Genomic DNA, 24,472 nt, shown 5'->3' with positions numbered 1-24,472 from the left:
GAAATCAGCTTATTTTTCCGGCTAAACGGACTCAGGTGCCGCTAAATGATCCATTGACCCTCGTTTTGGGCTAGAGATCATACAATAAGAGCACCTGTGTCCGCATAAAAGGACAACACCCTTCGTTGACTCAAATAAGATCCTCTGAGTCCTCTTCCTTGCACAGCCGGTCCCGGTGACGAGGGGTTGCCGGGACCAAGTCAACCGCTGATTATGGATTCCAGCAAAAAAATCCACGGCCGGTCAACAGCAGCCAAAGCTTGGCGTGGAGCTGGGCTCCTTATGACATTACGGAGAGCAAGCTGGGTCTGCTGCTGTCCCTGTATAAGGGACAAGAGCTGGTTGCGCTTTCTGCCATTGCTGACCGGCTTGCTGGCGGCCTGCCTGATTAAGAGCGAGGCTCCGGATACTTATTTAACACCCAAATCTTGAGTTGTTTGTTATCGCCTTCCTCCTGTGTGGTTAAGATATATTAATATGTCCGGAATCTAACAGCAAGTTAGGAGGCAAACCAAGTGAACCCTAAATGGTGGAAGGAAAGCATTGTGTACCAAATCTATCCGATCAGCTTTATGGACAGCAATGGGGACGGCAAAGGCGACCTGCGCGGTATTATCTCCAAGCTCGATTATTTGCAGGAGCTTGGCGTGGATGTGATCTGGGTCTGCCCGATTTATAAATCGCCGAACCATGACAATGGCTATGATATCAGCGATTATTGCGACATCATGAAGGAATTCGGGACGATGGATGATTTTGACCGGCTCCTGCAAAATATGCACGCCCGCGGGATGAAGCTGATGATGGACCTGGTGCTCAATCATACGTCCCATGAGCATCCGTGGTTCGTGGAATCCAGAGCTTCAAAGGATAATCCGAAACGTGACTTTTATATATGGAGGAAAGGCAAAAACGGCGGTCCCCCGAACAACTGGGAATCCTATTTCAGCGGTTCGGTGTGGGAGCTGGACCCGCAGACCGATGAATATTATTTGCATTTATACTCCAAATACCAGCCGGATTTGAACTGGGATAACCCCGCAGTGATTGATAAGCTGCATGAAATGGTACATTGGTGGCTGAAAAAGGGAGTGGACGGCTTCCGCTTCGATGCGATTGCCCATATTGTCAAAAAAGAAGGCTACCCGGATGCTCATAACCCGTCAGGAGCAACAACGGTACGAGCCTATGACATGTTCTCCAATCTGGAGAATGTCCACACCTTACTGCAGAACCTGTACGACAAGGTGCTGTTTCACTACGATATTATGACGGTTGGCGAGACTTCGGGGCTTGGCCCCGAGCAGGCGCTCGATTATGTGGGCGATGGTCGGCGGGAGCTGAATATGACCTTCCAGTTCGAACATATGAATCTGGATGCGGCTTCGCCGGGCAGCGGCAGATGGGATGTGGTTCCGTGGAAACTGACGGATCTCAAGCAGATCATCAGCAACTGGCAGACGGTGCTGCATGGCCGGGGCTGGAATGCCAATTATCTCTGCAACCACGACCAGCCGCGTTCAGTATCACGGTTCGGAAATGATCTGTATTACCGGATTCCTTCAGCCAAAATGCTCGCCACCTTCATCCACATGCTGGAAGGCACGCCTTACATTTATCAGGGTGAAGAGATCGGTATGACCAACATCGCGCTGGAGTCGATTGATGATTACCGGGACGTAGAGACGCTGAATTACTATGAAGAGAAACGCCAGCAAGGCGTTCCCGAAGAGGAAATTATGTCGGCGATCCACCGGAAAAGCCGGGACAACGCCCGCACCCCGATGCAGTGGGAGGATGCACATGAAGGCGGATTCACCACCGGCACCCCTTGGCTACGGGTCAATTCCAATTATGCGGAGATCAATGCGGCGAATGCAGTCAAAGACCCCGACTCGATCTACCATTATTATAAAAAACTGATTGAGCTGCGTAAAAAGCATAAGGTCATTGTGTACGGAGAATACGGGCTTCTGCTGCCGGATCATCCGGAGATTTACGCCTACATCAGGACGCTGGAAGACCAGCGGCTGCTGGTGATCCTGAACTTTTTTGACAAGGAGCCGGTGTTTGAACTGCCTGCAGATATGAAGCAGGGCGGAATGCAGCTGCTGCTGTCCAACTATCAGGCACCCAAAAACGATGATCTGACCCAGTTGAAGCTGCGCCCCTATGAAGCACGGATTTATTTGCAGCAGCTGGAAGGTAAGTGACATTGTTGTTTTGAGTTTCACAGCGAAAGGGGGTACAATTAGCGTTACGATAAATATGTACAAGGGCTGTGATGGGATACAGCGATGTAGGAGGAGAACACAAGTGAGCGAATGGTATGAGGAGAGCTTCGGAGAGGACTATCTGATCGTCTACAAACACCGGGATTTCGGGGGAGCACGGCGGGAGGTCGAGCAAATGATCGGCTGGCTGGATCTGCCTTCGGGCGCCAAAGTGCTGGATTTATGCTGCGGAATGGGCCGCCATTCACTGGCACTGGCCGAAGCCGGCTATGAAGTCACGGGGGTCGATCTGTCGGAAGCGCTGCTGCGTGAAGCGCGTTCCCAGAACGGGGCGGAGCAGGTCACCTGGATACATTCCGATATGCGGGAGCTGCCGCTTGCCGGGGGATTCGACGCGGTAGTCAATCTGTTCACATCGTTCGGTTACTTTGAAGAGGATAAAGATCAGGTGAAGGTGCTGCGTGAAATACACCGGATGCTAAAGCCGGAAGGGAAATTTATTATTGATTTTCTTAATCCGGCTCATGTGATCCGGCATCTTGTACCGCATTCCACCCGCGAGGATGGAGAGAATCTGATTGACGAGTCGCGCCGGATCGAGAATGGCTATGTCATGAAGGATATCATTCTGACCTCCAAGAGTGACGGTACACCCCGCCTGTATCATGAGCGCGTGAAGCTGTATCCGCGTGAGAAATTCCAGGAGATGATTGCCGAGGCCGGCTTACAGCTTAAGAAAGTTCACGGTAGTTACGAGGAAGAGAGCTACGATGCCGAGAACTCGCGGCGGATGATTTTTTGCGGTACCCGGCCCTGATGGTATCCGGGAGAAGACTCAGAAGAGATGACGGGGAAGGCTCGCAGCGGAAGGTAGAAATCATCCCTTGGGAGGGGGGCAGCCTCTTGCAGGTCTCTGTGCCGATGGACCCCCCGCTGCGTCAGGTGAACAGCTATATCCTGCCGGAGGGAGCGGATGGCATCACCGTCATCGACCCGGGGCCGCGTTCCCCTGAGACAGAGTCCGTCTGGCAGTCGGTGCTGGATGAACTGGGGCTGTCCTGGAAGGGAATCCGTGAGGTTGTGGTTACGCATCACCATCCTGACCATTACGGGCTCTCGGGCTGGATGCAATCCCGCAGCGGCTGCAAAGTGCGGATGACGCGACGTGCCCATCAGGAAGCATTGCTGATGTGGGGCGGGCAATCCACCATGAACGATACTTTGCCCGCATACTTCGCGGGGCATGGCATGCCGGAGAGCTGGACCACGCAAATCTACGGACATTTGCTGAGCTTTGAGCCGCAGGTGACTCCGCAGCCGCAGGTGAGCTATATTGATCCGGCGGAGCCGTTTGTGATGGGAGGCCGGACTTGGCAGCCGCTGGTTACCGGTGGCCACGCCCCGGGACAGATATCGTTCTATCATGCCGAAAGCGGACATTTATTGTGCGGTGATGCCGTTCTGCCGCAGATTTCGCCCAATGTCAGCTTGCTGCCCGGCAGTGACGAGTCGCCGCTGCTGACGTTCCTGCAAGGGCTGGAGCAGCTTGGCAGCTATCCGGTAAGCCTGGCATTCCCGGGGCATCGTGAGCCGTTTCGCGGCTGGAGCGAACGTACGCACAGCCTGATCCGGCATCATGAGGAGCGGCTGCAGACGACCGAAGCTCTGCTGGCCGCAGGTCCGAGAAGCGGCTTCGAGGTCTGTGACTCGCTGTTCCGCGGCCGCATCGCGAGTGTGCACCAGATGCGCTTCGCCATGAGCGAGACGCTCGCGCACCTCGTTGAACTGGTGCGGCGGGAGCGGGCAGTTACCGTGGAACAGGACGGGATTACCCGGTTTGCCCTCAAGGAATCGGCCAGTGGGGCAATAACAACCTCATAGATGTGTGAATGGAGGGGGTCCAGAAGCCAGAAATGGCTGCTGGGCCCCCTCTTCGTGTCGGTTAGACATTTGCACTGGTTTGGGCAAAGTGAGAGGAGAGGCAAAATCGCCTCGCGTGGAGCGATCGGCACCGCTTTGAGCGTAAAGAGAGGCAAAATCGCCTCACGTGGAGCGAGTTGGGCGGTTTTGAGCGTAAAGAGAGGCAAAAATGCCTCACGTGGAGCGATCGGCACGGCTTTGGGCGAAAAGAGAGGCATAAATGCCTCACGTGGAGCGGGTTGGGCGGTTTTGAGCGTAAAGAGAGGCAAAAATGCCTCACGTGGAGCGGGTGGCGTGGTTTTGGGCGAAAGGAGAGGCAAAAATGCCTCACGTGGAGCGATCGGCACCGCTTTGAGCGTAAAGAGAGGCAAAATCGCCTCACGTGGAGCGGGTGGCGTGGTTTTGGGCGAAAGGAGAGGCAAAAATGCCTCACGTGGAGCGGGTGGCGCCCCTAGGTTGGGTGGTTTTCCCCGCCCATTATCTGCTGAAGCAAGCCGCTGATGACTAAACACGCAGAGCAGCAATTCTCCGGGTATCGGAAAATTGCTGCTCTGCTGTTTTTTGGCAGTTTATAAGTAGACAGCGCGGTCTTTTCCAGTAGAGAAGTTACTTATGAGATAGCACCTTGCCTATCCCTAGAGGAAAGCGGATTGGTTGTGCAAAGATGTTATTCAGGTGCTTCGCTGCCTTCCTGCGCCGCCCGTCTCTTGGCGGCTTCCTCGCTGTCCTCCGGCGCATGGGGCAGACCCAGCTCCTGTTCACGCTCCGCCTGTTTGCGGTGGGCGATCCGGCTGCTGGCTGCGGCGGCTACCGCGCCGACGATATCATCGAGGTAGGTGTGGATCTGCCCGTCGCTTTTGTCATTCAGACGCTTAAGGACGCCGGGCTTCAGCTTGTCCACATAACCATAGTTCGTAAAGCCGATGCTGCCGTATACATTCACAATGGAGAAGGCCAGAATCTCATCGACGCCATACAGCCCCTCATCATTTTCGATCATGTCCTGAAGCGGCGGGAACAGCTTGCCTTCTTCCGCCAGCACATCCAGCTGGATGCCGGTCAGGACCGCATTTTGCACTTCCCGCTTGCTGAGCACCATCTCCACATTATGCACACATTCATCCATAGTTAAATTCGGATAGTAATTCTTTTGCAGAAGCATGACGAGCTCCGCGATTTCCAGCAGGGTTACTCCCCGCTTGTGAAGCCATGCATAGGTTGCTTCGGCGACCGCCTTGCTGTTCAGACTGTAGGGCATTTTGGCATCTTTGGCATCTTTGGCATCTGTCATTCTACATCACTCCGTTAGTAAGTCTTAGATTATACTCCAGTTGCTTAGTGAAATTGTACGATTACGCACTGTAAATGTCCAGGCCGCGGCCTATTCCAACAATTTAGGATAAGCTGTTGTTATTTTTTGGACAAAGGGCTCGTATACATAGCAGTACAAGTGCTATCCAACCTTGAAAGGGGTAATAATGATGAAACATTTGAAGCAAATCCGCGGGGCCTCCGCAGCTTGTCTGCTGGCCGTTCCACTGGTATTGTCCGGCTGCAGTCTGTTTGGTTCGGAGTCTGCTTCGGTTGATCCGCCGCCAAGCGAGGTGGAAGCGCAAATGCTGCAGGTCAGCGGGAATACAACCCTGGATTCGGGTGTTATTGGCCCGGTGACCCAGATTTCCTCTGAAGGCGGCAAGGAGGCGCCGGTCTCGAATTCTTCGGGAACACGTGCGACTGTATTCCTGGAGGATGCGAACGGGCTGCTTGCTCCGGTATCCATGAACCTGCCAAAAGGCGAGCTGGCGGCGAATCTGAAGGATTCACTGACTGCGCTGGTTGACAAAGGAGCTTACGCTTCTATGCTGCCGGCGGGCTTTGCAGGTGTCCTTCCCGCCGGAACGGCTGTGGAGAACGTCACGCTAGACAAGTCGAACGGGCTGGCGGTGGTTGAGTTCAACACCGGGTTCAATGCCTATGAGCCTTCCGATGAACGCAAAATTATGGAGGCCATCACCTGGACATTAACCGGTCAGGAGGATATCAAGGGAGTACAGCTCTGGGTAGACGGCAAAAAACTTACGGAGATGCCGCTCAAAGGGACTCCACTCGACCGGCCGCTGACGCGCAGCATGGGCATTAACCTGCCGAAGCAGGGGGCGCTCTTGATGAACTCGAGTGCCGTTACGGTGTATTTTTCCGCAGCTTCACAAGATGGCCTCCAATATTATGTTCCGGTTACGCGTTTTGTACCTTCCGGGACGGAGCCGCTGAAGGCGGCACTGAACGAGCTGATTACCGGTCCTGAAGCCGGCTCCGGTCTGGAAATGGTGATGACGCAGGAAACGAAGCTGGATCATGTGGAAGCAGGCCAGAATGGCGTGGTGACCGTATCCCTCAAAGACGATATGTTCGCGGACGGAAAGGATATTCCTGCGGAAATGCTGGAATCCGTCGTCCTGACGATTGCCCAGAACACCGGAGACTCCCTGGTCCAGATCCGCATGAACGGCAAGGAGACGGTCACCGGCACAAACCATGTGGATTACGGCAAACCGGTATCGGCTCCCGAATTTGTGAATGAGCTTCCGTTATAGAATGGCCTGTTAAAGGTAAAAAGATGCTTTTGTGCCTGCTCTTTGGTAGAATAAAGGTTGCTCAAAAAGACGTACATCCCGTGCGCGGGATCCATGCCAAACTTTAAGCTACTCACGATGTAGGAGGCAGAAAAGATGAGATCACATGGGCGAACCGACGACCAGCTCCGGCCGTTGACGATAACTACCCAAACGAATAAATATGCTGAAGGCTCCGTCATTATTGAAATGGGGGATACCAAGGTCATCTGCACGGCAACCGTGGATGAGAAGGTACCGCCATTCCTGAAAGGACAAGGCAAAGGCTGGGTGACCGCAGAATATTCCATGCTTCCACGGGCGACGCAGACACGCAATCAACGTGAAGCGGCGCGCGGCAAGCTGACCGGGCGGACCATGGAAATCCAGCGCCTGATCGGCCGTGCCCTGCGCTCCGTTGTGAATCTGCAGGCGCTTGGCGAACGAAGCATTACGCTGGACTGCGATGTGATTCAAGCCGATGGCGGAACGCGCACTGCTTCGATTACGGGTGCCTTTGTAGCCATGGCTTTTGCGATAAATAAAATTGCCCTGCAGCACAAACTGGCGGTCTTCCCGATTACGGATTATCTGGCGGCTATCAGCGTGGGTGTGGTAGGCGACAAAACGCTGCTCGATTTGAACTACGATGAGGACTCCAAAGCCAAGGTCGATATGAATGTGGTGATGACAGGCCAAGGGGCGTTTGTTGAAGTGCAAGGTACCGGTGAAGACAGACCGTTCTCCCGTCAGGAGCTGGATCAGCTGCTGGGGCTTGGGGAAAAGGGGATCTACGAGCTGATTGCCGCCCAGAAGGAAGCACTGGGTGCCATCGCGCTCCAGATTCCTTCCGGCCAGCCGGGCCAAGAGGCGTAAATATGAAGGCCTCTACGGATATCCTTATTGTCGCGACGAAGAATAAGGGCAAGGTGCGCGAGTTCCAGCACGCCTTTGCCCCGCTTGGACTGACAGTGCAAAGTATGTTCGACTACCCCGATCTTCCGGATGTGGTAGAGGATGGGGCAACTTTTGCCGAGAATGCGTTCAAAAAAGCAAAGGCCGTCGGCGAGTCCCTTGGACTGCCTGTGCTGGCGGATGACTCCGGCCTGTGCGTGGATGCACTGAACGGCAGACCGGGTGTCTACTCCGCCCGTTATGCGGGGGAAGACGCTGACGACGGGGACAACAATCTTAAGCTGCTGAGCGAGCTGGAGGGGCTGAAGCAGGGCGAGGACACTGGACAACCGCTGCTCAGTACGGCGCGTTTTGTCTGTGCCTTGTCCCTCTACGACCCGGCCACGGGCAAGGAGCTGACCGCCGAAGGGACGGTGGAAGGCTGGATTACCTCCGAGCCCAGCGGTGCAGGCGGCTTCGGTTACGATCCGCTGTTCTTCCTGCCCGGCTACGACAAAACGATGGCGGAGCTGACGCTGGAACAGAAGCAACAGATCAGTCACCGCGGACAGGCCCTGCGGCTGTTGACGGAGAAGCTGGCCGCCGAGCAGTAAGCGGGTGACGGCAAACCGGGCTTGCTGAAAGTTAAGCAGCCTTGTAGCACTGTACAATAACAAGCTTGCAGAGAAGGGCGGAAGCCTTGATCTGCAAGCTTTTTTGCTGTGGGCCATTTATCGGGGGAATGGATAAATAGTTATTTAAATTCCATATATTTGAAGAATTTATCCCCCGATCAGCGATTTTTATCCCTAGCGCCAGCGGCCGCTGTGCCTGAGAATTAGAGTTACCTTCACCTGGTGTCTGCACCAGCTTAACCCTCCCTCACACACTGCCTATTCCTGCCACCTATGATTCCACACAACGTGCCAGAGCACATATGAATCCTGCGGAGACCCTTTGGTTCCCGTTTGTGCTGCCCGGATTTTCCAGTAACTCTAGCAGGTTGATCTGCCGAAAATAATAGAAACCTGCGGTGAAGGCCAAATCGACAGTGGGGGTGAGCGCCCGAACAGTCTGTCCGGATCAAGGATACCCGAGCTTATCATCGAATAAGGAGGTAGATGGGAATGGGAATCACACACAGCAAATCTGGCAAAGCATGGTTGCTTGGAATGGTGGCGGTGCTGTTATTGACACTTATCCCCGCATGGAGTTCGAACGCCGGCACAGCCAGCGCAGCTGCAGAGTACAAAAAGGTAGGTTACTATGCGTCTTGGGCTGCTTATGGGCGCGGGTACAATGTAACGGATATTGATCCTGCCAAAATGAATGTGATCAACTACGCTTTTGCGGATATTTGCTGGAACGGGGTTCATGGCAACCCTGACCCGACCGGTCCGAACCCCGTGACCTGGTCCTGCCAGAATGAACAAGGCCAAACCATCAATGTGCCGAACGGGACGATCGTTCTGGGCGATCCCTGGATTGATGCCCAAAAAAGCTTCGGGGATGACAAATGGGATGATCCGATCAAAGGTAATCTCAAACAGCTGTGGAAGCTGAAGGACAAAAATCCGAACCTGAAGACTGTGATTTCCATAGGGGGATGGACCTGGTCCAACCGCTTCTCGGACGTGGCGGCGACGGCGGCGACCCGTGAGGTTTTTGCCAACTCAGCCGTGGATTTCATTCGCAAATATCAAATGGATGGGGTTGATCTGGACTGGGAGTACCCGGTCAGCGGTGGTCTGGCGGGCAACAGCTCACGTCCTGAAGATAAGGAGAATTATGTGCTGCTCCTGCAAAAAACGCGTGAAAAGCTTAATGCCGCCGGTACGGCCGACGGTAAAACCTATCTGCTGACCATTGCCTCGGGCGCAAGTCCGGCGTATGTCACCAATAACAATTTAAGCGGGATCGCTGCGGTTGTCGATTGGATCAATATTATGACTTACGATTTTAACGGGAGCTGGAATACGACTACGGGCCACAATGCTCCGCTCTACTATGATCCGGCAACATCCGGTACGGGTCTGGCCGATCCGTTGGACTATAACATCGATAAGGCGGTAACCAGCTATTTGCAGAATGGAGTGCCTGCCGGCAAGCTGGTGCTGGGCCTGCCTTTTTACGGCCGGGGCTGGAGCGGTGCCCCCAGTGCGGGCAATGGCCAATATAAAGTCTCGGCCGGAATCTCTTCCACCGGGACCTGGGAGAAGGGCAGTTATGATTTCTATGACCTCGAGGCCAATTATATTAACAAAAACGGATACACCCGATACTGGAACGATACGTCCAAGGTGCCTTATCTATATAATCCTGCCAATCAGACCTTTATCAGCTACGATGATGCGGAATCCTTAGGCTTCAAGATTAATTACCTGAAAAGTAAAGGACTTGCAGGCGTCATGTTCTGGGAGACCAGCGGCGACCGGAATCATACGCTGCTGAACAAGCTGAACGCCGAGCTTGGCAGCTCCGTGGTCCTCCCGACGGCCACACCGACCGTGACACCGCCGGGAACACCGGCGCCAACCGCGACACCGACGCCAACCGCGACACCGGGGCCAACCGCGACACCGGCACCAACAGCCACACCAGCGCCGACACCCACCCCAACATCGACGGTAACTCCTACAGCTACTCCGCCGGGATGTACGGTAGCTGCCTGGAGTTCCACCACGGTGTACACGAAAGGGCACCAGGCCTCCTACAATGGGGTTCTGTATCAAGCCCAGTGGTGGACGCAGGGCGACCGGCCCGACTTGAGCGATGCTTATGGACCCTGGAAAGCTATAGGAACCTGCGCTGGCGTGAGATAACCGGCCGGTAAGGTTCATATGCTCGTGATTTGAACGGACTGTCTCTTACAGTGGGAGTTTCCACAAAAGAGACGGTCTTCTTTGTGTTCTTAAGGAACAGGAGACTGCTTACGGACAACGGAGTCCGTAAGCATGGCGAAATCGTGTTCTCTTTAAAAATAAGCGCACCGGGGTCCGTTACCGTCGCTTTGACCTGGCTGCTGTCTACCGGCTTTTCTGCATAGATTCATCTATTCAAAAGCGACGAGCAGGCAATCCATGCTCCGAGGGAGGGCGACGATAATTGGGGTGGTTTTGCTGCCGCAAAAGATTGTGCTCATAATCTTACATGAGCTGAAATATAATTCCTTTACATCCCCGCGCCTATTTTTGAGAACAATTGCAACGCATGAGTGAAATATTCGTTATAGTAGTATATAGCGGAAGGTGGTGGGTTCACCAATGGTTGTGTTTATAGTCTGGTTAATTGCAGCTGGTGTCCTGTTTGTAGTCGAAATGATGACGCTTACGTTTTATCTGCTATGGCTCAGTATCGGTGCATTGGCTGCCGGTCTGGTCGCTTGGATCATCCCCGGCTCCATTCTGCTCCAGGTAGTGACTGGTTCGTTGGTTGCGCTCGGGCTCACACTGTTCTCCAAACCGCTGGTAGCAAAGTTCCGCAGCTCCAGGGGCTTCAAGGACACCGGGACGGATATCGTCGGGCGTCAGGGGGTTGTGCTGGAAGCCATAGTGCCGGGGCACTACGGCCAGGTCAAGGTAGGCGGAGATACCTGGAGCGCAACCTCATTGCAAGTGTTGAACAAGAACGAAGCCGTCAGGGTAATCAAGAGGGGTACGACTATTATTGAAGTAGAACGATGGGGGGAAAAGTAATCATGCAATGGGCAATTATAGCAATCATCCTGGTGGTAGTCGTAGTTTTTATCGGACTTACAGTCAAGATTGTTCCGCAGCAGCGGGTTGGGGTAGTAGAACGCCTGGGTAAATTTCACCGGCTGCTTACACCGGGTCTGAACGTTCTCATTCCGGTGATCGATCAGGTGCGGACCTACCATGATTTACGGATACAGCAGGCCAATGTTCCGCCGCAAACGGTAATTACGAAGGATAATGTGCAGGTGCAGATTGATACGATTATTTTCTACCAGGTGGTGGGACCTGAAGAAGCAACTTATGGGATTTCCGACTACGTCTACGGTGTACGGAACATCTCAACGGCGACGATGCGCCAGATTATCGGGAAGCTGGAGCTGGATGAGACATTGTCCGGACGGGAGAAAATATCCTCCGACATCCGGATTGCCCTGGATGAAGCCACTGAGAAGTGGGGTGTGCGGATTGAACGTGTGGAAGTGATCGATATCAAACCACCGCTGGATATTCAGGAAGCCATGGATAAACAAATGAAGGCTGAACGCAGCAAACGGGCGATTGTCCTGGAAGCGGAAGCTGCCAAGCAGGATATGATCCTGCGTGCCGAAGGGGATAAGCAGAGCAAAATCCTGAAGGCGGAAGGGGACAAGGAAGCGCGTATCCGTCAAGCCGAAGGCTTGCGGCAGGCGCAGGAACTTGAAGCGCTGGGCCAGGCCAAAGCGATTGAAGCTGTGGCTGAAGCCGAGAAGGTGCGGATTCAGTTAATCAGCACCGCGGGGCTGGATGAGCGGGTGCTGGCGTACCAATCCTTTGAGGCGCTTGGCGAAATTGCCAAAGGACCGGCCAATAAGGTGTTTCTGCCGTCAAGCACGGTGGAAACGCTGGGCAGCCTAGGCGCGATGGCTGAGATCTTCAAGGCCAGCAAGGACGGCAAATAAGCCTATTTTACAATTGCAGGAGTTTCCGTTAAAGTAAATAGCAACCTGATCCAGACTTCGTAAGTGGGCGGACATAGATTTGGGCCCCTTGCGGAGTCACTTTGTTTATGTAGTATGATGTACATATGTTTATGAAGAGACTGCTGTATCACACCACCTTTAAGGAGAGAAGAACCGTGACACACAAAGAAATATCGCCGCTGGTTGAAGCATTGGGCTTGCAGCCCCATGTAGAAGGCGGCTGGTACAAGCGACTTTGGAAATCGGAATTTGAAATCCCACAGGAGGTGCTAGGCGAGAAGTATTCCGGTGCGCGCGCATCGGCATCCTCCATTTATTTTTTGCTCCACGAGGGCGAAAGATCCGAGTGGCATACCGTACTGTCGGATGAAATCTGGCTGTGGCATTCGGGCAGCCCTATTGTGCTAAGTCTTGGCGGCAGCGGAGATCAGCCGGAAGATGTGCAGGAGATTATATTGGGACTCGATGTTGCAGCCGGCCAACAGCCGCAGGTAGTTATTCCAGCTGGGGTCTGGCAGGCGGCCCGGCCGCTGGGTGCTGAACCGGTGCTGGTATCCTGCATCGTGTCGCCCGAGTTTCATTTTGACGATTTTAAGCTGATTGAGAAATAAACCGCCGCTGTACTCACAAGGGGCTGTCCCATAAGTGGATTTTCCACCAATGAGACAGTCCTATTTAAAAAAAAGGACAGAAAGCAGCGATCCTCCCGTTACTGGAGAATCGCTGCTCTGCGTTTTTGGTCATTTGCTGCTTGCTTTAGGGGCAAGCGAAAGCCGACTGACTTCGAGGGTCACTTTTTCCATCCCTCATCGCCAAAATCGCCGGAAGCCCCGGTTGTTCTTCAGTTGTCCAAACACACTTTCCGGTTCCGTCAGTAGGCAACCGTTACAACTGGGGCTACGGTAATGACGTTTTCGAATTTCATATCGACTCTCCATTGGAACAACGGTCCGTTCGCGGAGCGTCCTCACAGAGCGCAACGTCTATCCGACTCCAAAAAGAAGGGGATGTCCCAGTTCATGGCTTATGGGAAAGCCTCTTTTTTTTTGCAGTAAAGGTCCGCTTATCTTACTTTTCTCACAATGGCCCTGTAGGCTGTACCGACGGCAAACAAGACCACAGCCCCGCCCAGCAGCCAATATTTCTCATTCATACTCTCCTTCGAGAGCGAAAATAAGTAGAAATTCCCCAGCTTCTGACCCGAAAACATATTCAGGGTATAATACACTGTCGGCAGTATGTACCCCGTGACCAGGTTGTCTGACAACGAGTAGGCTAGGAACCCGAGGGAGCCCAAAAACAGGGCAGTGGCAAAGGTGCCAAGGATAAACGGCCCGGCTGCGAACTGGCAATGGTTCAACAGCATCACTCCAATAAAGCTGCTCACGAGGCATAGCAGGACAGTCAGAGCTAACATAAGCCTAATCAGGAGTACCCCTGTATACGGGGTGTATTTAGACTCGACTAATTCTTTTACAGAGTTGTCTTGCTCCGGGAAAAACAAGGGCGTACATAAAATAATCCCAGTGAACGAGAGAAAACGTTCCAATACGAAGCTGGAGGCCCGGCTGTCAAGATATTGTATACCAAACAGGACGGGGGTTCCCAGGACAAGCGCCAAGGCCAGCAAAAAATTAGCCCAGAGTGTCAGCTTAAATTGGGCTTTTGCGATTTCTGAATATTTGGTGAAAATGGCCGTAGACATCCAGTTTCCCCCTTCTCTTAAGCTCATGTAGCACAATGGTCACTCCTACCAGAAGAAGCGAAAATAGCACATATGCGCTTCTGTTCAGTATAAGGTCGGGTAATCCATCCTGCATGGCCTGCAAATTGTCCAAAGTGTTGTGGCGGATAGCCAACTGGGTACCGTAGTGTCCACCGTAAATATAGGAGCTGCCTGAGAGTAGATCTGTATAGCTCCAGAATAGTTGTACCGCTATGGCAATAGGAGTGTCAGTCAGCGCAGTCAGTACAAATGCAACCGCTGTGGTTGTCATCAGCGTGGGGAGCAGCCAGGCCAGAATGTATTTTGCAAAAGCCCATAAATCGACTGCGATATGGTGTTTGCTCCCATACAGAACCAGCTGAGTCAGCGGGATGAGCGACAATAACAGGACGGGAAGCAGCAGCATCGTTACCAGTGCAAAATACCTCGCCAGAATAAAGCCTGCCGAACTGTATTTGCGGGAATAAAGCAGTTCCTTGACCCCGGCCTTTCTGTCTCTGATTAGGAATGCCACGGGTACAAAAACAGAAAATAAAGAGATCACGATGCCCATATAATCACAAAATAGCCGGGCGTAGGCACCGGTTACTTGGTCAACTTGAATGAAATCATGGTATTCCGCCAGCTTTTCTTCATAAGTAACAGGGAGGTTCCCATATTCTTCAAGTCTGGTTTCTTCGTATTTTGATCCTCCTCCCAGCAGGGTATCGAGCTCTGCCATTTTGACTGTAAACGATTCGTAAGTGATCAGAATGGGAAGCTTGTCCTGCTCATTCATCAGATCTTCCGGACGTTGTCCTGTAATGTCTTTTACGATCGCAGCCACTTTCTTCTGTTTCTCCTGGCTTAACTTTACATTCTTATAGAAGCCGACAGGATAGGTGGCGTATTCATTGTTTGCATATTCGCTTAGCAATTGATTTAGAGCAGCAGGCATAATCTGTTCCGGAATTTCCGCTTCCACAGACCCGTAATTGTCAGCATCCGGCGGAGGTTTCATCAGAGGGTTTTGGCTGTTGTACCCGGACGGGTTCTGCACTTCAGCGATATCGGCTCCTGCAAAATCACTAAGCTGGGTGAAGTAGAACAGGAGCATTGCGCCAATAAACACAAAGTAGATTATGCTTTTGAGGGTTTGCCGGCATTCTGTGAGAAATAGCTTCATCGTTGATGCGCTCCCATCTGTTTCATATAAGCTTCCTCCAGACCCCGTTCATTTCCGATGAAATGCTGCAGCGCTCCCTGATAAATGATTTGGCCCTTGTCCAGAACGGCAATGTTCTGACAAGTCTTTTCAATATCCTCTACAATATGGGTAGACAGGATAACGATTCTATTCTCTGCTATTTCACAGAGTAAATTACGGAACCGTATTCGTTCTTCGGGATCAAGCCCGGCGGTTGGTTCATCCACAATCAAGATTTGAGGATCATGAAGAAGGGCCTGTGCGATGCCCAGCCGGCGTTTCATGCCTCCCGATAATGCCTTTACCTTGAGGCTCAGGCAATCTTCGAGGTTGACCCGTTTTAAGAGAGCAGGTATCCGCTCTTTCCTTGCCGCTTTGGACAACTCCGATAATATCCCCAGATAATCCATGGCCGCGTACACAGTCATACCGGGATAGATGGAGAAATCCTGAGGCAAATATCCGATGAGCTTCCTGACTTCCTTTGATTGTTCAATGGGAATGCCGCATACCGTAACCGATCCGCCTGATTTATGAAGCAGGGTCGCGAGTACCCTCATCAAGGTCGTTTTTCCGGCGCCGTTTCTGCCAAGGAGTCCGAACATGCCGGGCTGAATATGTAGTGAAACATCCCGTAGTGCTGCTCTTTTTCCAAAAGTTTTGGATAGATGATCAATGATAATTTCAGGTTTCAAGGTTATTCCTCCCTTATTTGATGAATGCTCTAAACGAGAAGTCGTCCAATATGTAACCAAGCAGCAGATATGCTCCGCAAATGCCCGTTATAGATCCAGGGTTTGAGGGGACCCAGAGGATTAGCAGCACAAATGTTAAAAGCATGGCCGTGTACAGGACGATATTATTTTTCATCAATCTCCGATTCCGTTCTCTGGCTTGTTTTTTGTGCAACTGCTCTGCTTCCAGAAGTTCAACGCTTCTCCACATGCCGGCTAAAAAATCCTCTTCACTCTTCATTTACAATCAGCTCCTTATACTGAAGTTTGAATTTTTTGCGTGCTCTGTAAAGCAGGATTTTGATTTGGGGCACTGATTTTTTCATAATGCGGGCAATATCCTTATAGCTGAAATCAGCTACAGCATACAGATACAAAGCTGTTTTATAATCGATCTGCAAATCGTTCAGCACTTCATAGATAAGTTTGGTGTTCTCCCGGCTGGCCAGGATTTCTTCGGGTGTAGTGGGATCGCTGAGCTCAGGGACCGTTTCAAGGGTTAATGACCGCGAGGCTTGTCTTGACCTTAAGTAATCAATGCAGCTGTTGCGGATAACGGTAAACAAATACGTATTAAAAGCATGGCTGGGCTGGTAGGCGGTTCTATGTATATAAATTTTTACGAAGCACTCCTGCACAATATCCTCGGCGGTATATAAATCACACACGAAGCTGTTTGCAAATGCGACAGCCTTTAGTCTGTGCTTCAGGACAAGCTTTTCGTACGCCCCTTTATCTCCAGCTTGTACCCGAGCCATAAGTTCATTGTCTTCATACAATCCTCTCCACCTCCTTCAGGCCCTTCTTACACGAAAAATAAGGATACAAGTTACACCCTAAAGCAAAAAAAGCCGGAGGACTGTGATGAACAGATCAGCTGACACCAGCATTTATAGAATTTTGGTAATTGTCAACGTTCTGCTATACTAAAAGCATTGTTATGTGCTTCTTATGCCTCTTTTGCGGTTAAGGAAGAGTGATGAACTTACTATAGGCTTGGAGGGGAAACGATGAGTCAATTAAACGGACCATTCTCAGGCGGACCTACGTTGAATGATGGGGTGACCATGCCTTGGCTGGGGCTGGGGGTATGGCAGACCAAAGACGGGGAAGAAGTGATCCAGGCCGTGAAGGCCGCGGTAGAAACGGGGTATCGGAGTATTGATACTGCTGCCGGGTACAACAATGAAGAGGGTGTCGGACAAGCGATCCGCGAATGCGGCGTATCCAGAGATGAACTCTTTATTACCACGAAGGTACGGAATCCCGATCAGGGTTATGAGTCCACACTTCAGGCCTTTGAAGTCAGCCGCCGCAAGCTGGGGCTGGATGTTATAGATTTGTACCTGATCCACTGGCCGGTTGCCGGTAAATATAAGGAGACATGGAAAGCGCTGATCCATCTGCAAAAGGAAGGTTTCATCAAGTCGATCGGCGTCAGCAACTTTCAGATTCACCACTTGAAGGACATTATCGAAGACAGCGGTGTCGTGCCGGTCGTCAATCAGGTGGAGTTCCACCCGCTGCTGACCCAGCGCGAATTGCTGAAGTTTACACGTGCGCATGATATTCAGTTAGAGGCCTGGAGCCCGCTTATGCAGGGGAAGCTGGATCTGCCTCTAATTAAGGAGCTGGCCGGCAAATACGGCAAGACTCCGGCACAGATTGTGCTGCGCTGGGATCTGCAGCAAGGCGTAATTACCATTCCCAAATCCGTTCATGCAGAGCGGATCAAGGAGAATGCCGGATTCTTCGACTTCACCCTCAGCGATGAGGATGTTAAGGCGATCGAGAACCTGAACGAAGACCACCGTTTCGGTCCGGACCCGGATAATTTCAACTTTTAAATGAACACCTAATGAAGAGTCAGTTAAAGCCAAGGCTTTAACTGACTCTTTTTGCGCACAGCTCTATTTAATTGACACATTATAGGTTTTTAGCCACAGGTTGACCTGGGCCAGATAGGCGAATAATTGCGGGCCGGACATCAGCTGGCCGAACCATGGCAGGTTGCTGGAGGATTCCTCCGAGGCGGCGAGCTCACGGATTCTGGCGGCGTCGATTAAGGGCAGGATAGGCGAGGTCGCATCGTCCAGAATGTTCAATACCTGCTGGCGGACTACGTTCAGATAAGCCGGATTATGCGTTTTGGGATAAGGGCTTTTTTTGCGGTAGAGGACATCCTCCGGCAGTACGCCTTCAAGCGCTTTGCGCAGAATGCCTTTTTCGCGGCCCCCCACGGTTTTGATTTCCCAGGGAATGTTCCATACATACTGGACGAGGCGGTGGTCGCAGTACGGAACGCGGACCTCCAGGCCGACGCCCATGCTCATGCGGTCCTTGCGGTCAAGCAATGTAGGCATGAAGCGGGTGATATTGAGGTAGGACATGATGCGCATTTGCGCCTGTTTGCCGGTCTCCCCGTCCAGCTTGGGGACCTCTGCGACTGCATCGCTGTATCTGTCGCCCAAATATTCCAGCGGGCGTATCCAGTCACGGATTTCGGGTGACAATAGTCCGGCCCGCATTTTGGGGGCTACCGACCAGGGGAACGTGCCGGAGGACAACATTTCTTCCCGGTGGAACCAGGGGTATCCGCCAAAAATCTCATCGGCCGCTTCGCCGGATATGGCGACGGTGGCGTTCTTTTTGATCTCGCGGCAGAACAAATACAGTGAGGAATCGACATCGGTCATGCCCGGCAAATCACGGGCGAAAAGCGCGTTATCCAGAGCGGCTGCCAGCTCGGGGGTATCGAAAGCGATATAGTGGTGGTTCGTTTGCAGTTCATCTACCATCCGCTTGATCCAGGGGCCGTCGGCACCGGGCTGAAAGGAATGGCTTTTGAAATGCTTGTCATTATCGACATAATCGACGGAAAAGGTGTTCACCCGGCCCTGGCCGGTCCGGTTATAATAATCTACCGCGAGTGCCGTCAGGGCGCTGGAATCCAGTCCCCCGGAGAGGAGCGAGCAGACCGGGACATCCGACACGAGCTGGCGCTCCAGCGTATCCTGCAGCAGTTCACGGACCTTGACGGCAGTCTCTTCTTCATTGTCGGTATGCTTCTGGCTCTCCAGTGTCCAATAGGCATATTTACGCAGTCCCGAACGGCTGTAGATCATGGCGTGGCCCGGCCGGAGCTCCTGCAGATCTTTGTATACTCCTTGCCCCGGTGTACGCGCCGGACCGACAATGAATACTTCCGCCAGCCCCTCCGGACCAACGACGGGTTGGACTTTGGGATGCTGGAGCAGCGCTTTGGGTTCGGAGCCGAATACCAGGACATCCTCCACCTGACTATAAAATAAAGGCTTCACGCCCAGGCGGTCGCGGGCAAAAAACACCTCTTCACGTTGACCGTCCCATACGGCAAAAGCAAAAATGCCGTTCAGCTTTTCCGTACAATCGGGTCCCCATTCAATATAGGCATGCAGCAGAACCTCAGTGTCGCATTGGGTCCGGAAATGATGGCCGCGCTGCTTCAATTCTTTGGTAAGCTCGGGCGCATTATATAATTCACCGTTGTAGACAATCGCGTACACCTTGTCGTCATGGCGGGTGATCATAGGCTGGGCGCCGTTCTCTGGATCAATAACGCTGAGTCTGCGGTGGCCAAAAGCGCAGGGCCCTGAAATCCAGGTTCCCGCTGCATCCGGGCCGCGGTTCGCCAAAGTTTCAGTCATTTGAACGAGCAGTTGGGAATGTTGGGTGAGGTCGCCGCGCCACTCTATAAATCCGGTTATTCCGCACATGATGGTTCATCCTCTCTTTTGTGCGATTGTTGTCCTTACTTTTTTGCCAAGTAATACAGATATATGCCGAAGAGAGGGATAAAATGTATGTCCTTATCCCAACAATAGAGGAGAGGGAAATTTGCCAGGAGGGATGGATGACAGGTGTATTACATTAAAGACGCCAAAATTCGCAGAATGACGGAGTATGACGGGGCACCTTGTGCCGAAGTGGGGGTTTTGCCTGGAGGTGCAGGCGACCCGGCGCTGCTGGTATACATCGTTGAGGATCAGCGCGAAGAGGGGTACGAAATTGTACGCATCCTGACGAATGATGCAGATACCGCCACCGATTGGTACGACAATAATATGCACGATGCTTTCAAGGATGTTACGGTAAGTGCTTTTACAGGCAGCACTATCATGACTCCGGAGGATGAACGCTCCAAATTTCAGCGCGAGCTGCTCATCTTCGGCGATTTAAAAAGACAGCTGGAGGCTCACTTCCGCAACTTCTAGGCGGCGGAGGCTTGAGCTTGGCGTATAGATATGGGTAATTGGACAGGTGAATAGATACGGGTGAATAGGTGTAGGTGAATAGAGTAAGATGATTATTGGGAAAAGCCGTTTGCCTGCGGGCTGGCGGCTTTTTAATTTTGTGTGATTACTGAGAAGGTAGGTAACGTTCAGAGTGATGGCGCTCCACGCCGTGCGATAACGTTCAGTGAGTGAAGGGGTGCCAGCACCCGGCGCGGCCATGGGCGAAAAGAGAGGCAAAAACGGATTAACCCCCTAAATTTGGACACAACCACATTCATTCTTGCAAAAACGCATTAAAGCGCAATAGTCTTGGGCGCATTGGAAAGCCACCTCCCGGGAGGCGTGCTTTTAGCCTAGGGGGATAGGGTGCACTTTGTACATCAGGATGGGAAAAAGAAGGCTCGTTTTAGGATTTCAATGTATTTGGTACAGCAGGAACCGCAGCATTAGCCGAAAAGCACCTTATGGCTATCCTTTGAATGTACAAAATACATCAGTATGGATGTTTGAGCCTCGTTTAAACCATTCTGATGTACGATATACATTAGAACAGCTCGAAGGCTGGTGACGAAGGCTGATCCATATCAAACAGCCTTCAGGAATCCCTATTTTTAGCTGTATTTTATATTGATGAAATGGCTTGGAGAATGAATAACGGGGATATCCTGATTCGGATGGATCTACCCAATGCCTCTGCTGCTCTAAGGACACCTTTGTAAGAACCATTTTTTGCTGAAACTTTGGTGACTAGGAGCTCCCGTATTACCTAGCTTACGATACTGCATGAACAAAACCTCCTGCAAACAATAAAGACCTTTCCATATAATAACACTTTCTTGTTGGTTTAAGCTCCGGTTATTAACTAAAAGCAACCGATCACACTGACCGGTTGCTTTTTATGAATTTAACGTTCCCCGTTAGAATTCAAGCTTATTTAATCGAATTTGGTAACTTGTCCATTTTCGCAGATGCGGAAAAATAACTCATCTCAACGACGGAAATGGGTTTTATTTTTGCTTTCTCCTTATGTTCTTCTAAAACTTCGTCTTGACTTTGATCTGAGCATTCCTGGCGGGGTCTCCCTTCTTTCAGCTTTATGTCAATAAAATCAACGATCTGCTGAAGTGAGGAGATTTGTTTTACGATATTTTTACGGTGACTTCTTAATTGATCCACCAGTTCGGGATATTCCGCGGAAACGGTGTCGGCCGAGGCCTCCAAAAATGGCCGCATAGCCTCGAGCGGCATTCCCGTTTTTTTGAGGCAGGATATCAGCTTGATCCTATAGATGTCCTCTTTTCGATAGATGCGATGCCCGTTTTCCTTTCGTTCTGCCTGAGGCAGCAGCATGATCTTTTCGTAATAACGGATCGTGTCCTCGGAAATTCCGGTTTGCTCAGCGGCTTGCTTGATCGTAAACGTTTGTTCTGCCATTGCGTCCCCTCCCGAAATTGCCATTTTGAGTAATTATACATCTTGGAGCCGACTCCAAGTCAAACTTATTCCCCCATCTCTTATCCTTGGGTAACCCTTTTATTTTTGCACCTTGACTTGGATTCGACACCAACTTTTATTATGGGCTCTGACGGGGAGAAAATCTCGACCATATAAAGGAGGAGATGTACATTGAGCTCGAGTCAATACGATATTTCGCACTGAAAACTGACGCTAGTGCAGGATCGGATTTGAACCGCAATAATTAAAGTATGTGTAGTGATTGAAGTAAATAAAGCTAACTAAAGGAGTAGGCATCTATGAACCCTAAATATCGACCTTTAATGGAGTCGTTTCATTTCAAGAATGGTGTCGAAGTAAAGAATCGCATTGTTCTTGCGCCAATGACGATATCTTATTCTCAGCAAGACGGTACGATATCTGATGAGTTAATCGCATATTACGAAAGCCGTTCGAACGGTGTTGGAATGGCTGTCACAGGGAGTACAATAGTCACACCAAACAGCAGGGTATTTGGCGGGGAATTGGCGGCTGATCATGATGATAAGATCCCGAGTTTACAACGCCTGGCAACAACAATTAAGAAAAGTGGGGCAAAATCCATTCTGCAAATCTTTCATGGCGGTCGCGAAAGTTCGCCGGAAGTGGTACCGAACAGTGAGATTGTAAGTGCGAGTGCGGTTGCTAAGGAAGGGTTGAGCGTATTCCCTCGAGCACTCGAAGAAAAGGAAATTGGGGAGATCATTCGTGCGTTTGGCGCTAGCACTCGGAGGGCAATCGAGGCTGGTTTCGACGGGGTAGAGATTCACGGGGCAAATCGATTTCTTATTCAACAATTTTTCTCACCGTACACAAACCAACGCGATGATCGTTGGGGAGGAAATATAGACAAACGTATGGCGTTTCCGCTCGCTGTTGTAGATGAAGTGCAAAAAGTGGTGGCTGAGTGTGCCAAACAGCCGTTTCTTGTGGGATATCGGTTATCGCCAGAAGAAGAATGGACACCCGGTATTACAATGGCCGATACACTTAAATTGGTGGAGGCCCTCGCAAATAAAAGTTTGGATTATTTGCATTTCTCTCTAATGGACTTTTGGTCAAAGCCTAGACGTGGAGTAGAGGACAATCGCTCTAGAATGGAAATAATTTACGAGCTCGTCGGGCAAAGAGTTCCTGTTATCGGTGTAGGTTCGATCCACACACCTGACGAGGCGCTGAGAGCGTTACAATCAGGAGTTCCATTTATTGCACTTGGGCGGGAACTGATTATCGATCCAGATTGGGTTGGAAAAATAACTCTAGGTAAGGAAAACGAAATTCGTACTGAGTTAACTTTAAATGATCAAGAAAAATTGGGGATTGCTGAACCATTATGGTTGAAAATCATCAATACTCCAGGATGGTTCCCTATCGCAGATAAAACTTAACAGACTTGAGTTAGGTCATGGTTTTGTGAATTGCTTTTGGATTTAGCCATTTTTCTAATCTCACATTTAAACAAATCGGCCCTTCCGCTTCTTATTGGAGAAGGGAAGGGCTAGGCTACATTAATGATTATGAACGATGGGTTTATTGGCAGATGGCCCGGATCCTTCCGGTTCATCTTTCATATCGGCAACCTTTATCACGGGGTATGTTTTAACCGCTTGATCCAAAGTCTGCTTCTCCAGCAGTTTCCCGTCCAAGACAACGGCAGAGATGCTTGTTGTGTTTCGAATGTCCTCCAGCGGGTTCTTGTTAAGCAGCACGAGATCGGCGAGTTTTCCTTTTTCTACGGTACCCAGTTCCTGCTCTCTCTCCAAATATCGAGCCGGATTAAGTGTTGCCGTCTGCAAGGCCTGCAGTGGGGTGAGGCCGCTTTTAACTAACAATTCGAGTTCATCGTGCAAGGAAACGCCGTATATAAAGTTAGTCATTTCGAAACTGGAATCGGTGCCTGCAAGCATAGGTACGCCGGCATCGTTCAACTTTTTGACCATGCCCGGCGTTGTGGAATTGATTGCCTTCATTAATTCCGTTTGTTCGGGAGGAATGGCGCGAATCAATTCGGCCCATTGCTTCTGCACGACAGTCGGTACGTATTTGGACCGCGGATCGATTTCGGTTTTGGCCGAATTCAAATAGGTAACAATGGTCGGTACAGGCCAGACTCCCTTTTCTTTGAATATGCGGAACAGCTTGTTGGCCTTTCCGGAATCATAGGATTTGGAGGCCTTTATCTCTGCCAGTGAATAACCGAGCAAATCGCTCATGTCGGCATTCTTGAAAATATCGTTTTCGATGCTCGAAGTGGCAATAAACAAACCGTGCAGGTGTTCTATGCTCTTGAATCCCAGTCGAGCGGCTTCGCTGGCCCGTACCTCTACCGGCAAATGACCGACCACCGGCAAACCGTACTTTTGGGCTTCATCCATGACCGCCAGAAACAGAGGACGCGGCAACCAGGAGTATACCTTGATATGGTCCGCGCCTTTTGCCACATTGAGACGTACGGCGTCGCGCGCTTGTTGCTCTGTTTTCAAGTAGAACATGTGGGGGGCCTCGTCAGCTGGACCTCCATCTAGGGTCGAACCCGCGTAGACAAGACGTGGGGCTGGCATACCGGCTTGAATACTCGTTTTCCACAAATCGACGTTTGTAAGCGCCGCCCCCATCTCCCTTACTCCGGTTACTCCGTTAGCCAGAAAGAGCGGGAAAGCGTCTTTATAGTTATCTTCCAGATGGATGTGCATGTCCCACAAACCGGGAGTGACGTATTGGCCCGTAGCATCCCGTACTTGCGC

At 51.3% G+C, this 24,472-nt stretch carries 24 protein-coding genes and 2 pseudogenes; 15 read left to right on the top strand and 11 right to left on the bottom strand.

What is annotated here, in order from left to right:
• Window positions 1-260 precede the first annotated feature (260 nt).
• The 5 genes from IEY53_RS35670 (at window position 261) to IEY53_RS00415 (ending at window position 4,655) form a co-directional block, all read left to right on the top strand.
• Entirely contained in the window at window positions 261-392 is a 132-nt protein-coding gene (locus IEY53_RS35670) for a hypothetical protein (protein WP_268240736.1), read from the top strand.
• 123 nt (window positions 393-515) lie between these two features.
• Window positions 516-2,213 carry a glycoside hydrolase family 13 protein gene (locus IEY53_RS00430; RefSeq protein WP_189021652.1) on the top strand — a complete coding sequence of 566 codons (1,698 nt, stop codon included), beginning with the start codon at window positions 516-518 and terminating at the stop codon, window positions 2,211-2,213.
• Window positions 2,214-2,316: 103 nt separating this feature from the next.
• Complete coding sequence (locus IEY53_RS00425) at window positions 2,317-3,051, top strand: class I SAM-dependent methyltransferase (RefSeq protein WP_189021651.1); 735 nt, start codon at window positions 2,317-2,319, stop codon at window positions 3,049-3,051.
• Window positions 3,051-4,115 (top strand): MBL fold metallo-hydrolase, encoded by a 1,065-nt coding sequence (locus tag IEY53_RS00420; protein ID WP_189021650.1) that lies wholly within the window; start codon window positions 3,051-3,053, stop codon window positions 4,113-4,115. Before IEY53_RS00425 ends, IEY53_RS00420 begins: the two co-directional genes overlap by 1 nt.
• Window positions 4,116-4,655: a hypothetical protein gene (locus tag IEY53_RS00415; protein ID WP_189021649.1), complete on the top strand. Its 540-nt coding sequence runs from the start codon at window positions 4,116-4,118 to the stop codon at window positions 4,653-4,655.
• A gap of 166 nt (window positions 4,656-4,821) precedes the next feature.
• On the opposite strand, the gene IEY53_RS00410 is transcribed toward IEY53_RS00415, so the two are convergent.
• Window positions 4,822-5,445 carry a phosphatidylglycerophosphatase A family protein gene (locus IEY53_RS00410; RefSeq protein WP_189021648.1) on the bottom strand — a complete coding sequence of 208 codons (624 nt, stop codon included), beginning with the start codon at window positions 5,443-5,445 and terminating at the stop codon, window positions 4,822-4,824.
• 190 nt (window positions 5,446-5,635) lie between these two features.
• On the opposite strand from IEY53_RS00410, the gene IEY53_RS00405 reads away from it, so the two are divergent.
• From IEY53_RS00405 to IEY53_RS00395, 3 genes are all read left to right on the top strand, one after another.
• A complete protein-coding gene (locus IEY53_RS00405) occupies window positions 5,636-6,748 on the top strand; it encodes a GerMN domain-containing protein (protein ID WP_189021647.1) in 1,113 nt (370 codons plus the stop codon).
• A gap of 135 nt (window positions 6,749-6,883) precedes the next feature.
• Window positions 6,884-7,642: a ribonuclease PH gene (rph, locus tag IEY53_RS00400; protein ID WP_189021646.1), complete on the top strand. Its 759-nt coding sequence runs from the start codon at window positions 6,884-6,886 to the stop codon at window positions 7,640-7,642.
• Window positions 7,643-7,644: 2 nt separating this feature from the next.
• On the top strand, window positions 7,645-8,274 hold the full coding sequence (locus tag IEY53_RS00395; protein WP_189021645.1) for an XTP/dITP diphosphatase: 630 nt from the start codon (window positions 7,645-7,647) through the stop codon (window positions 8,272-8,274).
• Window positions 8,275-8,305: 31 nt separating this feature from the next.
• Here the strand turns inward: IEY53_RS00395 and IEY53_RS00390 are convergent, their stop codons facing one another.
• Window positions 8,306-8,527, bottom strand: coding sequence for a hypothetical protein (locus IEY53_RS00390; protein WP_189021644.1), 222 nt, complete (start codon window positions 8,525-8,527; stop codon window positions 8,306-8,308).
• Window positions 8,528-8,787: 260 nt separating this feature from the next.
• Between IEY53_RS00390 and IEY53_RS00385 the strand changes: the two genes are divergently transcribed.
• The 4 genes from IEY53_RS00385 to IEY53_RS00370 all read left to right on the top strand — a co-directional run bounded on the left by IEY53_RS00385 (window position 8,788) and on the right by IEY53_RS00370 (window position 12,925).
• A complete protein-coding gene (locus IEY53_RS00385; RefSeq protein ID WP_189021643.1) occupies window positions 8,788-10,482 on the top strand; it encodes a glycosyl hydrolase family 18 protein in 1,695 nt (564 codons plus the stop codon).
• 441 nt (window positions 10,483-10,923) lie between these two features.
• Window positions 10,924-11,355 (top strand): NfeD family protein, encoded by a 432-nt coding sequence (locus IEY53_RS00380; protein WP_189021642.1) that lies wholly within the window; start codon window positions 10,924-10,926, stop codon window positions 11,353-11,355.
• Between the two features lie 2 nt (window positions 11,356-11,357).
• Window positions 11,358-12,293: an SPFH domain-containing protein gene (locus IEY53_RS00375; protein WP_189021641.1), complete on the top strand. Its 936-nt coding sequence runs from the start codon at window positions 11,358-11,360 to the stop codon at window positions 12,291-12,293.
• A gap of 131 nt (window positions 12,294-12,424) precedes the next feature.
• Window positions 12,425-12,925, top strand: coding sequence for a cupin domain-containing protein (locus IEY53_RS00370; RefSeq protein WP_189021877.1), 501 nt, complete (start codon window positions 12,425-12,427; stop codon window positions 12,923-12,925).
• 98 nt (window positions 12,926-13,023) lie between these two features.
• Here the strand turns inward: IEY53_RS00370 and IEY53_RS36255 are convergent.
• The 6 genes and pseudogenes from IEY53_RS36255 to IEY53_RS00345 all read right to left on the bottom strand — a co-directional run.
• Window positions 13,024-13,249: pseudogene (locus IEY53_RS36255) on the bottom strand (IS1182 family transposase); the annotation flags it as partial.
• A 128-nt stretch (window positions 13,250-13,377) separates the two neighbouring features.
• Complete coding sequence (locus tag IEY53_RS00365; protein WP_189021640.1) at window positions 13,378-14,019, bottom strand: hypothetical protein; 642 nt, start codon at window positions 14,017-14,019, stop codon at window positions 13,378-13,380.
• Window positions 13,967-15,205 (bottom strand): ABC transporter permease, encoded by a 1,239-nt coding sequence (locus IEY53_RS00360; protein WP_189021639.1) that lies wholly within the window; start codon window positions 15,203-15,205, stop codon window positions 13,967-13,969. Before IEY53_RS00360 ends, IEY53_RS00365 begins: the two co-directional genes overlap by 53 nt.
• Window positions 15,202-15,921, bottom strand: a complete 720-nt coding sequence (locus IEY53_RS00355) for an ABC transporter ATP-binding protein (RefSeq protein WP_189021638.1) — start codon at window positions 15,919-15,921, stop codon at window positions 15,202-15,204. Before IEY53_RS00355 ends, IEY53_RS00360 begins: the two co-directional genes overlap by 4 nt.
• Before the next feature lie 13 nt (window positions 15,922-15,934).
• Complete coding sequence (locus IEY53_RS00350) at window positions 15,935-16,201, bottom strand: hypothetical protein (protein WP_189021637.1); 267 nt, start codon at window positions 16,199-16,201, stop codon at window positions 15,935-15,937.
• Window positions 16,191-16,739, bottom strand: coding sequence for an RNA polymerase sigma factor (locus IEY53_RS00345; RefSeq protein WP_189021636.1), 549 nt, complete (start codon window positions 16,737-16,739; stop codon window positions 16,191-16,193). The genes IEY53_RS00350 and IEY53_RS00345 overlap by 11 nt, the downstream gene beginning before the upstream one ends.
• 231 nt (window positions 16,740-16,970) lie before the next feature.
• On the opposite strand from IEY53_RS00345, the gene IEY53_RS00340 reads away from it, so the two are divergent.
• The gene (locus tag IEY53_RS00340) at window positions 16,971-17,807 is read left to right on the top strand and encodes an aldo/keto reductase (RefSeq protein ID WP_189021635.1); all 837 of its coding nucleotides are present in this window, start codon (window positions 16,971-16,973) and stop codon (window positions 17,805-17,807) included.
• A 63-nt stretch (window positions 17,808-17,870) separates the two neighbouring features.
• On the opposite strand, the gene asnB is transcribed toward IEY53_RS00340, so the two are convergent.
• On the bottom strand, window positions 17,871-19,715 hold the full coding sequence (gene asnB, locus IEY53_RS00335; protein WP_189021634.1) for an asparagine synthase (glutamine-hydrolyzing): 1,845 nt from the start codon (window positions 19,713-19,715) through the stop codon (window positions 17,871-17,873).
• 144 nt (window positions 19,716-19,859) lie between these two features.
• On the opposite strand from asnB, the gene IEY53_RS00330 reads away from it, so the two are divergent.
• Complete coding sequence (locus IEY53_RS00330) at window positions 19,860-20,213, top strand: hypothetical protein (RefSeq protein ID WP_189021633.1); 354 nt, start codon at window positions 19,860-19,862, stop codon at window positions 20,211-20,213.
• 951 nt (window positions 20,214-21,164) lie between these two features.
• On the opposite strand, the gene IEY53_RS00325 is transcribed toward IEY53_RS00330, so the two are convergent.
• Window positions 21,165-21,668 (bottom strand): MerR family transcriptional regulator, encoded by a 504-nt coding sequence (locus IEY53_RS00325; protein WP_189021632.1) that lies wholly within the window; start codon window positions 21,666-21,668, stop codon window positions 21,165-21,167.
• 320 nt (window positions 21,669-21,988) lie between these two features.
• Between IEY53_RS00325 and IEY53_RS00320 the strand changes: the two genes are divergently transcribed.
• Window positions 21,989-23,116, top strand: coding sequence for an NADH-dependent flavin oxidoreductase (locus tag IEY53_RS00320; RefSeq protein ID WP_189021631.1), 1,128 nt, complete (start codon window positions 21,989-21,991; stop codon window positions 23,114-23,116).
• Between the two features lie 120 nt (window positions 23,117-23,236).
• On the opposite strand, the pseudogene IEY53_RS00315 reads toward IEY53_RS00320, so the two are convergent.
• Window positions 23,237-24,433, bottom strand: a pseudogene (locus IEY53_RS00315) (amidohydrolase family protein); the annotation flags it as partial.
• Window positions 24,434-24,472 lie beyond the last annotated feature (39 nt).

This window comes from Paenibacillus albidus, from assembly GCF_014644435.1.
In the GTDB taxonomy this organism is placed as follows: domain Bacteria; phylum Bacillota; class Bacilli; order Paenibacillales; family Paenibacillaceae; genus Paenibacillus_AQ; species Paenibacillus_AQ albidus.
The sequence above is the reverse complement of the archived record's forward strand: the minus strand, read 5'-3'. Positions and strand labels throughout refer to the sequence as shown.

Coding starts and splice junctions, on each gene's coding strand:
- IEY53_RS00420 (WP_189021650.1), top strand. CDS start 3,051: ATGGTATCCGGGAGAAGACTCAGAAGAGATGACGGGGAAGGCTCGCAG.
- IEY53_RS00415 (WP_189021649.1), top strand. CDS start 4,116: ATGTGTGAATGGAGGGGGTCCAGAAGCCAGAAATGGCTGCTGGGCCCC.
- IEY53_RS00410 (WP_189021648.1), bottom strand. CDS start 5,445: ATGACAGATGCCAAAGATGCCAAAGATGCCAAAATGCCCTACAGTCTG.
- IEY53_RS00405 (WP_189021647.1), top strand. CDS start 5,636: ATGAAACATTTGAAGCAAATCCGCGGGGCCTCCGCAGCTTGTCTGCTG.
- rph (WP_189021646.1), top strand. CDS start 6,884: ATGAGATCACATGGGCGAACCGACGACCAGCTCCGGCCGTTGACGATA.
- IEY53_RS00395 (WP_189021645.1), top strand. CDS start 7,645: ATGAAGGCCTCTACGGATATCCTTATTGTCGCGACGAAGAATAAGGGC.
- IEY53_RS00385 (WP_189021643.1), top strand. CDS start 8,788: ATGGGAATCACACACAGCAAATCTGGCAAAGCATGGTTGCTTGGAATG.
- IEY53_RS00380 (WP_189021642.1), top strand. CDS start 10,924: ATGGTTGTGTTTATAGTCTGGTTAATTGCAGCTGGTGTCCTGTTTGTA.
- IEY53_RS00375 (WP_189021641.1), top strand. CDS start 11,358: ATGCAATGGGCAATTATAGCAATCATCCTGGTGGTAGTCGTAGTTTTT.
- IEY53_RS00370 (WP_189021877.1), top strand. CDS start 12,425: ATGAAGAGACTGCTGTATCACACCACCTTTAAGGAGAGAAGAACCGTG.
- IEY53_RS00365 (WP_189021640.1), bottom strand. CDS start 14,019: ATGTCTACGGCCATTTTCACCAAATATTCAGAAATCGCAAAAGCCCAA.
- IEY53_RS00360 (WP_189021639.1), bottom strand. CDS start 15,205: ATGAAGCTATTTCTCACAGAATGCCGGCAAACCCTCAAAAGCATAATC.
- IEY53_RS00350 (WP_189021637.1), bottom strand. CDS start 16,201: ATGAAGAGTGAAGAGGATTTTTTAGCCGGCATGTGGAGAAGCGTTGAA.
- IEY53_RS00340 (WP_189021635.1), top strand. CDS start 16,971: ATGAGTCAATTAAACGGACCATTCTCAGGCGGACCTACGTTGAATGAT.
- asnB (WP_189021634.1), bottom strand. CDS start 19,715: ATGTGCGGAATAACCGGATTTATAGAGTGGCGCGGCGACCTCACCCAA.
- IEY53_RS00325 (WP_189021632.1), bottom strand. CDS start 21,668: ATGGCAGAACAAACGTTTACGATCAAGCAAGCCGCTGAGCAAACCGGA.
- IEY53_RS00320 (WP_189021631.1), top strand. CDS start 21,989: ATGAACCCTAAATATCGACCTTTAATGGAGTCGTTTCATTTCAAGAAT.